12 protein-coding genes are annotated in these 12,096 nt (G+C 62.7%); 9 read left to right on the top strand and 3 right to left on the bottom strand.

All coding sequences use genetic code 11. The features are described 5' to 3' along the window. Positions 1-18: 18 nt before the first annotated feature. Positions 19-993, bottom strand: coding sequence for an adenosine deaminase (locus ACWTU8_RS29210; protein ID WP_455850868.1), 975 nt, complete (start codon positions 991-993; stop codon positions 19-21). A 144-nt stretch (positions 994-1,137) separates the two neighbouring features. Between ACWTU8_RS29210 and ubiE the strand changes: the two genes are divergently transcribed. The 5 genes from ubiE (at position 1,138) to coaBC (ending at position 5,487) form a co-directional block, all read left to right on the top strand. Beyond that, positions 1,138-1,914 carry a bifunctional demethylmenaquinone methyltransferase/2-methoxy-6-polyprenyl-1,4-benzoquinol methylase UbiE gene (ubiE, locus tag ACWTU8_RS29205; protein ID WP_455850867.1) on the top strand — a complete coding sequence of 259 codons (777 nt, stop codon included), beginning with the start codon at positions 1,138-1,140 and terminating at the stop codon, positions 1,912-1,914. A 13-nt stretch (positions 1,915-1,927) separates the two neighbouring features. Further along, positions 1,928-3,502, top strand: coding sequence for a 2-polyprenylphenol 6-hydroxylase (gene ubiB / locus ACWTU8_RS29200; RefSeq protein ID WP_455850866.1), 1,575 nt, complete (start codon positions 1,928-1,930; stop codon positions 3,500-3,502). Positions 3,503-3,578: 76 nt separating this feature from the next. Next, positions 3,579-3,839, top strand: coding sequence for a FitA-like ribbon-helix-helix domain-containing protein (locus tag ACWTU8_RS29195; protein WP_029348087.1), 261 nt, complete (start codon positions 3,579-3,581; stop codon positions 3,837-3,839). Beyond that, complete coding sequence (locus ACWTU8_RS29190; RefSeq protein ID WP_455850865.1) at positions 3,836-4,243, top strand: type II toxin-antitoxin system VapC family toxin; 408 nt, start codon at positions 3,836-3,838, stop codon at positions 4,241-4,243. Before ACWTU8_RS29195 ends, ACWTU8_RS29190 begins: the two co-directional genes overlap by 4 nt. Positions 4,244-4,269: 26 nt before the next feature. Then, positions 4,270-5,487, top strand: coding sequence for a bifunctional phosphopantothenoylcysteine decarboxylase/phosphopantothenate--cysteine ligase CoaBC (gene coaBC / locus ACWTU8_RS29185; RefSeq protein ID WP_455850907.1), 1,218 nt, complete (start codon positions 4,270-4,272; stop codon positions 5,485-5,487). Here the strand turns inward: coaBC and ACWTU8_RS29180 are convergent. Further along, on the bottom strand, positions 5,484-6,920 hold the full coding sequence (locus tag ACWTU8_RS29180) for an MFS transporter (protein WP_455850864.1): 1,437 nt from the start codon (positions 6,918-6,920) through the stop codon (positions 5,484-5,486). The genes coaBC and ACWTU8_RS29180 overlap by 4 nt on opposite strands. A gap of 649 nt (positions 6,921-7,569) precedes the next feature. Between ACWTU8_RS29180 and ACWTU8_RS29175 the strand changes: the two genes are divergently transcribed. The 4 genes from ACWTU8_RS29175 to ACWTU8_RS29160 all read left to right on the top strand — a co-directional run bounded on the left by ACWTU8_RS29175 (position 7,570) and on the right by ACWTU8_RS29160 (position 11,415). After that, positions 7,570-7,872: a hypothetical protein gene (locus tag ACWTU8_RS29175; RefSeq protein WP_455850863.1), complete on the top strand. Its 303-nt coding sequence runs from the start codon at positions 7,570-7,572 to the stop codon at positions 7,870-7,872. A gap of 124 nt (positions 7,873-7,996) precedes the next feature. After that, on the top strand, positions 7,997-9,448 hold the full coding sequence (locus ACWTU8_RS29170; protein ID WP_455850862.1) for an efflux RND transporter periplasmic adaptor subunit: 1,452 nt from the start codon (positions 7,997-7,999) through the stop codon (positions 9,446-9,448). A gap of 7 nt (positions 9,449-9,455) precedes the next feature. Next, positions 9,456-10,199 (top strand): ABC transporter ATP-binding protein, encoded by a 744-nt coding sequence (locus tag ACWTU8_RS29165; RefSeq protein WP_455850861.1) that lies wholly within the window; start codon positions 9,456-9,458, stop codon positions 10,197-10,199. A gap of 55 nt (positions 10,200-10,254) precedes the next feature. Further along, on the top strand, positions 10,255-11,415 hold the full coding sequence (locus tag ACWTU8_RS29160; RefSeq protein ID WP_455850860.1) for an ABC transporter permease: 1,161 nt from the start codon (positions 10,255-10,257) through the stop codon (positions 11,413-11,415). Between the two features lie 167 nt (positions 11,416-11,582). Here ACWTU8_RS29160 and ACWTU8_RS29155 read toward each other — a convergent pair whose 3' ends face one another. Continuing rightward, positions 11,583-12,056 carry a DUF992 domain-containing protein gene (locus ACWTU8_RS29155; RefSeq protein ID WP_029348080.1) on the bottom strand — a complete coding sequence of 158 codons (474 nt, stop codon included), beginning with the start codon at positions 12,054-12,056 and terminating at the stop codon, positions 11,583-11,585. Positions 12,057-12,096 lie beyond the last annotated feature (40 nt).

Here is a 12,096-nt window from a genome sequence, read left to right as displayed (position 1 = left end):
TTTGCCGAAAAAAGAGAGTTAGCGGGCGGCGCTGTTGAGGCGGGTGAGAAGCGCTGTCCTGGTCTTCTTGTCGACGAAGGCGGCCTCGATGGCGGTTCTGGTGACGGCGGCGAGCGCCTTGTCGTTCATCGAAAAATGCTCGGCGGCAATGTCGTATTCGCGCTTCAGCGAGGTCCAGAAATAGGGCGGATCGTCGGAGTTTAGCGTCACCTTGCAGCCTGCCGCCTGCAGTGCCGGAAAAGGGTGATCGGCGAAACTGTCGAAGACCTTCAGCGCGACATTGGAACTGGGACAGCATTCGAGTACGACGCCTTCGTCGGCGATGCGCCGGACAATGTCGGGGTTCTCGACGGCGCGCACGCCATGGCCGATGCGGGCGGGGCGGATGTGATCGAGTGCGGCTTCGACGCTCTCCCAGCCCATCAGTTCGCCGGCATGGATGGTGATGCCGAGGCCGGCCTCCCGCGCGATTTCGAAGGCCCTGACATAATCCTCCAGATCGCCCATCCGCTCGTCGCCGGCGACGCCGAAGCCGGTGACCAGCGGATGCCCGCAGCGGGCCGCGAAGCGCGCCGCCTGCTCGATCGATTCGACGCCGGTATTGCGCACCCCGGTGACGATCATGCGGCCCTCGATGCCGGTCTTGGCCTTGGCGCGCGCGATGCCTTCGCCGAGCGCGTCCGTATAGGCCTTGGGCGACAGGCCGGCCTTGCCGGCGTGGTCCGGCGAGGTGAAGATCTCGGAATAGATGGCGCCGTCGCGGGCGAGGCTGGTCAGGTAATGATCGGCCAGCCGGGCATAGTCCTCCTCCGTGCGGAACAGGTCGGAGGAGAAGTCATAGGCAGCGAGGAATGAGGTGAAATCGTGCCAGACGAAAGAGCCATTCTGAATGTAGCGCGAGGTGTCCTTGCCGTATTTCTGCGCCTGGCGGATGACGAGTTCGGGCGCCGCTGCCCCTTCGATATGGCAGTGCAGTTCCGCTTTCAAAGGCATGCAATCATCCCGTCAGGTCTCCAGCTCGTCGACATAAGTACGATTTCACGACCGAGAAGCGCGGCCGAACACCGCGCCTTAAACAATAGCGTCGGCACCATCGATCGGCTATGGTCCCGCCGGTTTTATGGCGGATCAAAAATAATGTCGGTTGAGAGAACCACGGCCGTTGGCGGCATGGAAACGTCCTATGGTTTCAAGCGTGTAGGGGCAGGCGAGAAGCAGTCCCTGGTCAATGACGTTTTCCACAAGGTCGCGAACCGCTACGATCTGATGAACGACCTGATGTCGGCCGGGCTGCACAGGCTGTGGAAGGACGCCATGGTCGCATGGCTCAATCCACCGAAACGACCGGGCTGGAGCGTTCTCGACGTTGCCGGCGGCACCGGCGACATCGCCTTCCGCATCGTCGAGGCGAGCGGCAGGAACGCCCATGCCACGGTTCTCGACATCAACGGCTCGATGCTCGCCGTCGGCCGCGACCGGGCCGAGAAAAAGGGCCTGATGGCAAACACCGATTTCGTCGAAGCCAATGCCGAGGAGCTGCCTTTCACTGAGGCCACATTCGACGCCTACACGATCGCTTTCGGCATTCGCAACGTGCCGCGCATCGATGTGGCGCTTGCGGAAGCCTATCGCGTGCTGAAGCCCGGCGGGCGCTTCCTCTGCCTCGAATTTTCCGAGGTCGACATGCCGCTGCTCGACAAGGCCTATGAGGCGTGGTCGTTCAACGCTATCCCCAGGATCGGCAAGGCGGTGACCGGCGACGGCGAGCCCTATTCCTACTTGGTCGAATCGATCCGCAAATTTCCCAATCAGCAGAATTTTGCGGCGATGATTTCCCGCGCCGGCTTCGACCGCGCTTCTTTTCGCAATTATTCCGGCGGCATAGCTGCGCTTCATTCGGGCTGGAAGCTTTGAGGCGAGCGCAGTCATGAGCAGTGTCGGCGCTGGTTTCAGGCTCGTGCGGGCCGGCTGGGTGCTGGTCCGCGAAGGCGTAGTCGCGGCGCTGCCGGGCGACGAGCTCTTCGGTCTGCCGAAACTTGGCTGGCGGATGGCGCGGCTGTTGACCCGCCGCCGCGCGCTTGCCTATGAGCGTGGCGACCGGCTGGCCAAGGCCGTCGTCCGGCTCGGCCCATCCTATGTCAAGCTCGGCCAGTTCCTGGCGACGCGGCCCGATGTCGTCGGCAACGACATAGCGCTCGATCTCGCCATGCTGCAGGACAAGATGCAGACCTTTCCGCAGGCCGAGGCCATAGCTGCGATAGAGGCTTCGCTCGGGCGCAAGGTCGGCGAGCTCTACGCCAGTTTCGGCGAGGCCGTCGCCGCCGCGTCGATCGCTCAGGTCCATATCGCCGAAACCCTGCAGGACGGCGTCGGTTCGCGGGTGGCGGTGAAGGTCATCCGGCCGGGCGTGCGCCGCCGTTTCTTTCGCGATCTCGAAAGCTATTTCCTCGCCGCCCGTCTCCAGGAAAAATACATTCCGTCGTCGCGCCGGCTGCGTCCGGTCGAAGTGACCCAGACGCTGGCGCAGACCACCAAGATCGAAATGGATCTGCGGCTCGAGGCGGCAGCGCTTTCGGAACTCGGCGAGAACACCAAAGACGATCCCGGCTTTCGCGTCCCGTCCGTCGACTGGGAACGTACTGGCCGTGACGTACTGACCATGGAATGGGTCGACGGCATCAAGATGAACGACATTGCCGGCCTCGCTGCCGCCGGCCATGACCTGAAGGCGATCGCCGTCAACCTGGTCCAGTCGTTCCTGCGCCACACACTGCGTGACGGTTTCTTCCACGCCGACATGCACCCGGGCAACCTGTTCGTCGAGCCCGATGGCACCATCGTCGCTGTCGATCTCGGCATTGCCGGCCGGCTCGGCAAGAAGGAGCGCCGGTTCCTCGCCGAAATTCTCTACGGCTTCATCACCCGTGACTATTTGCGCGTCGCCGAAGTGCATTTCGAGGCCGGCTACGTGCCGCGCCAGCATAATGTCGCGGCATTCGGCCAGGCGATCCGGGCGATCGGCGAGCCGATCCACGACCAGCCGGCTGAAACCATCTCGATGGCCAAGCTCTTGGCGCTTCTGTTCGAGGTGACCGATCTCTTCGACATGGCGACGCGCTCCGAGCTGGTGCTGCTGCAGAAGACCATGGTGGTGGTCGAAGGCGTCGCCCGCACCCTCGACCCGGCCTTCAACATGTGGAAGACGTCCGAGCCGGTGGTCGGCGGCTGGATATCGGGCAATCTGGGCCCGCGTGCTCTGCTGGCCGACGCACGTGACGGCGCCAGCGCGCTGCTGGCGCTGGCCCGCCAGGCGCCCGACCTCGCCGCCCGCACCGAGCGGCTGTCGCGCGAGATCGATTTGATGGCCGAACACGGGCTGCGTTTCGATGAAAGGACGGCGCGCGCCATCGGTAGGGCCGAGGCGCGCTACACCCGCTCCGGCCGGCTGGCGCTGTGGGTGATCGCGCTGGCAATGGTCATCATTGCGTGGAAGCTGCTCTGAATGCAAGCAATGACAGCAGTGCTGTCATTGCAGTCATGCTGCTTATTGCCTATGTTAAGGGGCAAGGAGCGTGACCATGAGCACGATAACAATCCGCAATCTTGACGAAAGCGTAAAGCAGGTGCTTCGCGAGCGCGCTGCCGCGCGTGGCGTTTCGATGGAGCAGGAAGCGCGGGATGCCTTGCGTGAGGTGGCGATCCCAAAAACCAAGCTTGAGAATGGGGCGTGGCGGCTGAAGGCGTCACGTGAAGAAATTTTGGCGCTCGGACGGAAGTTGGAACGTCCTTTTGACCTCAAGGCGCTCACTGATCATATGTGGGACGAGGGACTTCTGTGACAGTCGCAGTCGATACGTCGGCATTGATCGCAATCATTGGCGCAGAGCCGGATGCCGCTGCGTTCGTCGATGTTTTCGGAACCTCACCTGCTGCACTGATAAGCACTGCGACGCTGCTGGAGGCGTATTGTGTAGCGAGCCGATCAAGCGGTAGCGTCAACGCTAGCGAGTTCCAAATGCTTATCGACCGTCTTGAGTTGACGGTAGTTCCTTTTGATTTGGCGCAGCTTCAAGTCGCACGGCTTGCCTACTCTCGTTATGGTCGTGGATCTCGCCATCGTGCTGATCTCAACATGGGCGACTGCTTCGCCTACGCCTTGGCCAAGACGCGAAACCTCCCGCTGCTTTTCAAGGGCAATGATTTCATCCATACCGATATCGAACCGGCTCTGAGGCCGGCATGACATTGGACAAAGAGCTGGCCTCGGGCATGATCCTCTCCGGCAAGCGCATCCTGCTCATCATCGGCGGTGGCATCGCCGCCTACAAGGCGCTCGACCTGATCCGCCGGCTTCGTGAGCGGGGCGCCGCCGTGCGGGTGGTGATGACCGCTGCAGCGCAGGAATTCGTCACCACACTGTCGGCCGGGGCGCTCTCTGCCGATCACGTCTTCACCGATTTGTTCGACCGCAATGACGAGCATGACGTCGGCCATATCCGCCTGTCGCGCGAGGCCGATCTTTTGGTCGTGGCGCCGGCCACCGCCGACCTGATGGCGAAGCTTGCCAACGGCCACGCCAACGATCTTGCCTCGACCGTGCTTATCGCCACCGACAAGCCGGTCTTGATGGCGCCCGCCATGAACCCGAAAATGTGGTCGCATCCGGCGACCCGGCGCAACCGCGCGACGTTGCAGAAGGACGGCGTCGCATTCGTCGGCCCGGCGAAGGGCGAGATGGCCGAGAGCAACGAGGCGGGCGAGGGCCGCATGGCCGAGTCGCTGGAGATCGTCGCCGCGATCGAGGCGCTGCTCGATATCAGGCCGAAGCCGCTCGCAGGCAGAAAGGTCATCGTCACCTCAGGTCCGACGCGTGAGCCGATCGACCCGGTGCGCTACATCGCCAATCGCTCGTCCGGCAAGCAGGGCCATGCGATCGCGGCGGCACTGGCTAGGCTGGGCGCTGATGTGCACCTCGTCTCCGGTCCGGTCGGTATTGCCGATCCGGCTGACGTCACCACGCTGCATGTCGAAACCGCGAACGAGATGAGGGAAGCGGTCGAACAGCTGCTGCCGGCGGACGCGGCGGTGTTCGTGGCGGCGGTCGCCGACTGGCGCAGCGAGACTTCGGCCGGCGAGAAGATCAAGAAGGTGGCGGGCGAGGGGCCGCCGGCGCTGCAGATGATCGAAAACCCCGATATTCTTGCCGGTGTCGGTCATCACAGGAAGCGGCCCAGCCTGGTCGTCGGCTTTGCCGCCGAGACGCAGGATCTGGTCAGGAACGCCGAGGCCAAGCTCAAGAAGAAGGGCGCCGATTTCATTGTCGCCAACGACGTGTCCCCCGAAAGCGGGGTGATGGGCGGCGATCGCAACCGAGTGCGGATTGTCTCGAAGGCCGGTGTCGAGGAATGGCCTGAGATGAGCAAGGACGAGGTGGCGACGCGGCTCGCCGCCTTGATCGCCGAACGGCTTAAGACGATTACTGTCTAGCTCGTCGCTTCCTGTGGCCGGGCTGCCGGTCCCGAGATCCTGAGGGCGGCGAGGCATCCCAGAATCCCGAGTGGGACGAAGGCGAGAAACAGCCAGGTGGCGACATTTGCCGCTGCCTCACGGTTCAGGCCTTCGGAAAAACCGCTGGCATTGGCGACAATGCCGGTCAGTGCGGCACCCACCGCATAGCCAATGCGCTGCATGGTCGGCACGGCGGCGGAGGCGATCGTCTGCTCACCATCCCCAGCCGATGCCACGATCACGCGTGTGACGAAGGGCCAGGCAATGCCGAAGCCGCCGCCCTGCAGCAAGGCGCAAAACAGGATCAGCGGAATCGAACCCGCCGGCACGGCGTAGGCGAAGCCGGCGATGCCGGCCGCTATCATCAGTGCGCCGCCGGTGATGATCAGCCTCTCGCGTTCCGGCGGCGCATTGGCGACGAGGATCGACAGGATCGACCAGGCGATCGATTCGGCGGCGATGATATAGCCGGTGGTCAGGATCGGAATGCCGTGCAGGCTGGTCAGAAGCAGCGGCCCGTAGACGGCGAAGGAACAGGTCGCCACCGAAAAGGCGGCGACCATGGTCATGCCTGCGCCGAGCGGCGTGCGCCATGAGAACAGCCGCGACGGGAACAGCCGCGAGCCCGGCTTCAGCGCGTCGATGAGGATGAACAGCGCAAGCCCGATCAGTCCGAGGACCAGCAGTAGAGAGGAACGCAGCAGGGCAATGTCGACCCCAGCCGTGGCAATCAGCACGACGCTGACGGCCAAGCAGCCGAGCGAGGCAAAGGGGAAGGGCGGCGCCGTTCCAGTGATCGCCTGTGGCCTGGTTGCCTCAGGCGTGTCGAGCACGATAAAGCTCGCCAGCGCCATGGCCGTGCCGCCGACTGTGAAGACGCCGAAAGCCCAACGCCAGGAGAGCAGCTCGGTTATCAACGCACCGAGCACCGGTCCGCTGAAGGCGGCGACGCCCCAGATCGCCGACATGACGCCGAAAAGCTGCGGCCAGATGGCGCGTGGAAACAGCCGCTCGACCGAGACGAAGGCCAGAGACACCAGCGCGCCGCCGCCAAAACCCTCGATCAAGCGCCCGGCCAGGAACAGCGGCATGGAGGGCGCGATGGCGCAGACCAAGGCGCCGGCGGCATAGAGCAGGGCGGCGACCACCATGTTGGTGCGCAGCGCGACATAGCTCACCAGCCGTCCGGCGGCAGCGCCTGCGACGATGGCGCCGAGCTCGTAGATCGCCAGCGACCAGCCGACAAGCTGAACGCCGGCGAGTTCGCCGATCATGGCCGGCATCACCGTTGCCACCATGGTTTCGTTGGTGGCGTGCAGCAGGATGCCGAGGCTGATGAAGCAGAAGCGCGCCAGATCGCCGCTCGCCCACAGCGCGCGCCAGTCGACCCTGTTTGTGTTGGTTTCCGTCACCCCGCCCTCCTAAACTTTCTTGTACGCCGATTAAAAATGGTGGAGCGCTCTTCGATTCCAACAAGCACGCGGCGCTTCGGGGGCGGGTTGTAAAACCTCAACCGCAGTTGAGCTCAAGCGGTTTTTTCGGGTGCGCTGAGATGCGACGGGCGGGAAGCCAGGATGCTCGTCTTTCTCAACTCCAGGTCAATCCGCCGCACTGCGCATCTGTGACTGGATGCGCCGATGGCCATGTCGACGCCGCTCTACCCAAGCGATTTAGCGGTACGTCAGACGACGTATATCCTAAATAGTTGTTGCCAGCTTCCGCAGTTATGGTTAATATATTAGCAATAGCGAATATTATCCTGCTACGGTCGTACTGGAGCACGACAATGAGCGCTGTCGATTTGCGTACGCCAGGTATTGCGGCCGTTCTATGCGCCGCAGAGGGCCCTTCACCCGAAAGAGTCTTGGGAGGCCCGGCGGCTTAAACCCGCTGCTGGCGGCCTCATAGCATCCGCATCTGCCACAGCATATCGATCGAGCCGATCGAGCGCTTTCTTGCGCCCTTATGCTGCCGACCAGTGCCAGAGATGGCCTGCGCAGCACCCACTAGCTCTGGCAAAATTCGGAGGAAAACATGATTATTGGATGTAGTGGTTTAAAGGTGGCCGCGGCTGCGGCTTTCATGGGTGGGGCACTGTTGCTTGGGACAGGCGGAGCGCTGGCGCAGAACAACTGTCCTGGCGTGTCGGCGCAGCAGTGCACAGACTTCTGCGGCGCCGCTGGCGTGGCTACTTGCGAGAAGACGGGGTCGGTTCCGGACTGCCAATGCAATGAGACCACGAAGGATGTGAATGGCAATGCGTTCGGCACGGCAACGCAGGACACGGCTGAAGGCAAGGGCAATATCGGCAACAAGACCGAAACGGCCTGCGAGGGCAACACGGGTCAGTGCAAAAAGCAGTAGCCGAAACGCTTGGATTGCTGTTTACGACGCGAAATCTTCGTAGCCTGATACTATAGAACAGGTCCTGTAAGCGAGGTAAGGGCGCCGAGAGATTTCTCTCCCGGCCCCCGAGTGAAGCCGAGCAATGATGCGCAGCTTTCTGTTTGCGACCATATTTATAGGCGCGGTGGCGACGCCGGGGAGTTCTTCGGTGGCGCCGTCGCCATGGTTGGCTTCCGCCCAGATTTCTTCGGCTTTCAATCAACTGTTGGTGAAGCCGTCTTCGGTCAAACCTGATGCTCCATTGTACCGAACCGAGAGCGTGGAGCGCGGCGAGATCGTCACAACGGTGCGGGCGGCTGGCACGCTGAACGCACTGGTTATGGTGGAAGTCGGTTCTCAGCTCTCGGGTCGGGTGAAGGAACTCTATGTCGACTTCAACTCCAAGGTCACCAAGGGCCAGGTCATAGCCCGGGTTGAGCCGGAGATTTACGAAGCAAGGGTTGCGCAAACCCTTGCCGAACGGGAGATGGCCCAAACCCAGGTTTCCGTACAGCGAGCGCAGATCGAGCGGGCCAGGGCAGAGATGGAGACCGCCGCGGCCAGATATGATTCTGCTGCAGCACAGACTGCACGCGCCGAAATCGCGCTCGATGGTGCGGCGCAGGAAGCGAACCGCAAACGCTCGCTGGCTAAGCAGAAGATCATCGCGCAGGGTGAATGGGAGCGGGAGAATACCGCGCATAACTCTGCCAAGGCGCAGGCGACTGCCGCCCAAGCGGAGGAACTGTCGCAAGCGGCAGCCGTTCGAGCCGCCAAGGCGACACTCAATATGGCCGAAGCCGAGCTCGCCAACACGCTTGCCCAGGTGAAGCAGAAGGAAGCGGTGCTTCAGCAGGCCCAAATCGATCTTGACCGCACGTATGTACGCGCGCCGGTCACCGGCACAGTGGTCAATCGCGCCGTTAGTGGCGGTCAGACCCTGGCGGCTAGCCTGCAGACACCGGTCCTGTTCACCATCGCTCAGGACCTGACTGAGATGCAGGTGGAGGCTTCGGTGGTGGAAGCCGATATTAGCCGTTTTGCGCTTGGCCAGCCGGTTACTTTCACCGCCGATGCCTATCCCGACCGAATCTTCACCGGCACGGTAAAGCAGATCCGCAAGGCACCGCAGCTCGTCCAAAATGTCGTCACATACATAGTGGTGGTCGGTACCGAAAATTCCGATGAGCTGCTGTTGCCCGGCATGACCGCCAATCTGAGCGTGGTAGTGTCTAAGCGACGGGACGTCTTGAAAGTGCCCAATGCGGCCCTGCGTTTCCGGCCGCCGAATGATACCGGGGACGAGGCGCGTTCAACCGCGCCGGCCGTTGCCGAAACGGGCGTAGAGGCAGGAAGCCCGGGCGAAGTCTTTGTAGTTGGGCCAGACCGCGAGCCAAAGCTGGTTTCGCTCCGGCTTGGAATCACCGACGGTCGTGCAACAGAGGTGCTGGCAGGCGACCTGACCGAGGGGCAGCAGGTCATTACAGGGCTTGCCACTGCTCCGCGTCGGGACGATGACACGTCTTCCGTCCTGGTCAAGTTCCGGTTGCGGTGAGGCATCCATGGCCCTGATCGAAGTCGACCGGCTGCGCCATTGCTACCGTGTTGGCGGAGGGCCGGTGTGGGCGCTCGAAGGGGTGAGCATGACGATTCAACGAGGCGAATTCGTCGCGGTGATCGGACCTTCTGGGTCAGGCAAGTCTACCTTCATGAACATTCTGGGCTGCCTCGACAGGCCCAGCGAAGGCCGCTATCGGCTGAACGGGGTTTACGTCGGCGGACTCCATCACGATGAGCTCGCTGCGATCCGCAATCGCAACATCGGTTTCGTGTTTCAGTCGTTCAATCTGCTGCCGCGGGCCAGCGCACTGGAAAATGTGGAACTGCCGCTTGTCTATCGCCGCATGTGGGCTGGAGAGCGGCGGCGCGCAGCCCTGGCGCTGCTGGCCAGGGTAGGGCTCGCTGATCGGGCCAGACATACTCCTGCCGAACTCTCGGGCGGACAACAGCAGCGCGTTGCCATTGCCCGTGCTCTGGTGACGCAGCCTTTGCTTCTGCTCGCCGATGAACCCACTGGTGCGCTCGACAGCCAGACCGGGCTGGAGATCATGGCAATTTTTCGCCGCCTCAATGGAGAGGGCCTGACTATTGTGCTGGTCACCCATGAGGCGGAGATAGCTGCCCATGCCGATCGCATTGTCGCCTTTCGAGACGGTCGCGTCGTGTCCGACACCCCTGTCGTGCAACAGGTCCGATCTCTGGGTAACGCTCGCCATCTCTCGCTGGCTTACAACAATGTCCGGTAGCACAAGAACGGCCTTGCGATCATTACGCTCCCATCATCTGCGCAGCGCGCTCACCATGTTGGGCATCATCATCGGCGTGGCCGCTGTCGTGGTGATGATCGCGATCGGGGTTGGTGCGCGCGAACGCATCGCAACCCAGATCCGCAGCCTTGGCGCCAACCTCATCAGCATCAGTCCGGGCAGTGCGAAGATGGGCAGCGTCCGGCTTGGGGCAGGTGGCGCGCCACGGCTGAGCGAAGAGGACGCGGCGGCGATCGGGATGGAAATCCCCGGCGTCGTGGTGGCGGCGCCACTCCTCCACGCCCGCGAGCAGTTCACGATCGGCTCCAGCAATTGGCAAGGCGTGGTCCGCGGCGTGACGCCGGAATATTTCTCGGCGCGCGAATGGCGGGTTATCGCCGGGCAGGAGATAACCCCGGAGGACAACAAGCGCGTCGCCAATGTGGTGCTCCTCGGAACTACGATGCAGGAGAAATTGTTCGGAAAAGCCGATCCGGTAGGCGCCGCGATTCGCATCCGCGACGTGCCGTTCACGGTGATCGGACTGCTGGAGCGGAAGGGTCAGAGCGTATGGGGCGATGATCAGGACGATGTGGCAATTGTGCCGCTAAAGACGGTGCGACGTCAGTTCATCGGTACGAGCCGCGCCAATCCGACCTTCGTGCACAGCATCACGGTCAAGTTCGCCGATTGGGCGTCGGCCGAGGACACGATGGCAGCTATCCGCAACCTTCTGTGGCAGCGCTACCGGTTGCGGACAGGTCAGGAAGACAGCTTCGTGGTGAGCAACCTCGCCGAAGCTGCGAATGTCGAGGGTTCGACCACGCGCGTGGTGTCGCTGCTGCTTTCGGCGGTGGCCTCAATTTCGCTGGTGGTGGGCGGGATCGGAATCATGAACATCATGCTGGTGACTGTGACGGAGCGGGTCCGTGAGATCGGACTGCGGCTTGCGGTCGGCGCGCGACGGCGAGATATCCTTGCCCAGTTTCTCGTTGAGGCAGCAACGCTGGCCTTGCTCGGCGGTATTCTAGGCGCGGCTATTGGGATTGCTGCGGCAATTGCCGTTGGCTCTATCGCCCAATGGCCGGTGATCATCGACCTCAGCGCCGTCCTGCTGGCTATCGGCTTTGCCGCGGCTGTAGGCGTCTTCTTCGGCTACTATCCCGCCCGCAAGGCCGCAAGGCTGCAGCCGATCGAAGCGCTGCGCTCAGAATGAGCGGCACGGAAGTTAAATCCTCTCTGCGTCCCCACAAAATCGAGAGAGTTTGGCGGCCACTGCGCGTTAACCGGTCAATTTCGAAGCCGCAAAGGTCCCCGCAAATCATGCGGCGCGGAACAGTCCTATCCTGTTCCACGCCGCGCGCAGAGCCATGCTTATGCCGCCTATTTGAAAGAGTGGATCAGCTCCAGTGAGGTGACGGCGACTGCCAGGTTGACACCGGTCTGCGCCTGTACGTTGAGAGGCTGCAGCGAGAAGGCGCTGTTCAGTCCGCCGACCAGAAGATTGGCGCCGCCGCCAGTCACCAGGCTGGCCTCGGCGTTGACGCCATAATAGCTGCCGGCAAGATCGCCGGAATTACGGTCGCGGGTGGCCGCCAGAACCGCCCATATCAATTCGCCCTGGTGCGTCCTGCCGACGTCGACGCCGAGCTTGGAAATGACCCCGGTATAGGCTTCGGGGGGACCGCCATGATGAGGGCGAAAGGTGCAGGCCACGCCCTTGTTGGATGTGACGATGTAGCCGGTGCCGCCGTCGATGGTGCAGTCGAGCACGCCGAGCTCCAGTCTGCCCGCGCTGGCAGGGGCAGCGAGCACCGTGGCGGCGAGGGCGGCGGCACAGGCGAGTTTCTTGATCATGGGAGGGGTCCTTTTCGCGAATAGCCTTGAACAACGGCTG

The organism is Mesorhizobium sp. BHbdii, assembly GCF_053848045.1.
This window is presented reverse-complemented; position numbering and strand designations above follow the sequence as displayed.

Bases quoted from the DNA above. Each gene is read 5' to 3' on its own strand.
- ACWTU8_RS29160 (WP_455850860.1), top strand. From the start codon at position 10,255: ATGTTGGGCATCATCATCGGCGTGGCCGCTGTCGTGGTGATGATCGCG.
- coaBC (WP_455850907.1), top strand. From the start codon at position 4,270: ATGATCCTCTCCGGCAAGCGCATCCTGCTCATCATCGGCGGTGGCATC.
- ubiE (WP_455850867.1), top strand. From the start codon at position 1,138: ATGTCGGTTGAGAGAACCACGGCCGTTGGCGGCATGGAAACGTCCTAT.
- ACWTU8_RS29210 (WP_455850868.1), bottom strand. From the start codon at position 993: ATGCCTTTGAAAGCGGAACTGCACTGCCATATCGAAGGGGCAGCGGCG.
- ACWTU8_RS29170 (WP_455850862.1), top strand. From the start codon at position 7,997: ATGATGCGCAGCTTTCTGTTTGCGACCATATTTATAGGCGCGGTGGCG.
- ACWTU8_RS29165 (WP_455850861.1), top strand. From the start codon at position 9,456: ATGGCCCTGATCGAAGTCGACCGGCTGCGCCATTGCTACCGTGTTGGC.
- ubiB (WP_455850866.1), top strand. From the start codon at position 1,928: ATGAGCAGTGTCGGCGCTGGTTTCAGGCTCGTGCGGGCCGGCTGGGTG.
- ACWTU8_RS29155 (WP_029348080.1), bottom strand. From the start codon at position 12,056: ATGATCAAGAAACTCGCCTGTGCCGCCGCCCTCGCCGCCACGGTGCTC.
- ACWTU8_RS29195 (WP_029348087.1), top strand. From the start codon at position 3,579: ATGAGCACGATAACAATCCGCAATCTTGACGAAAGCGTAAAGCAGGTG.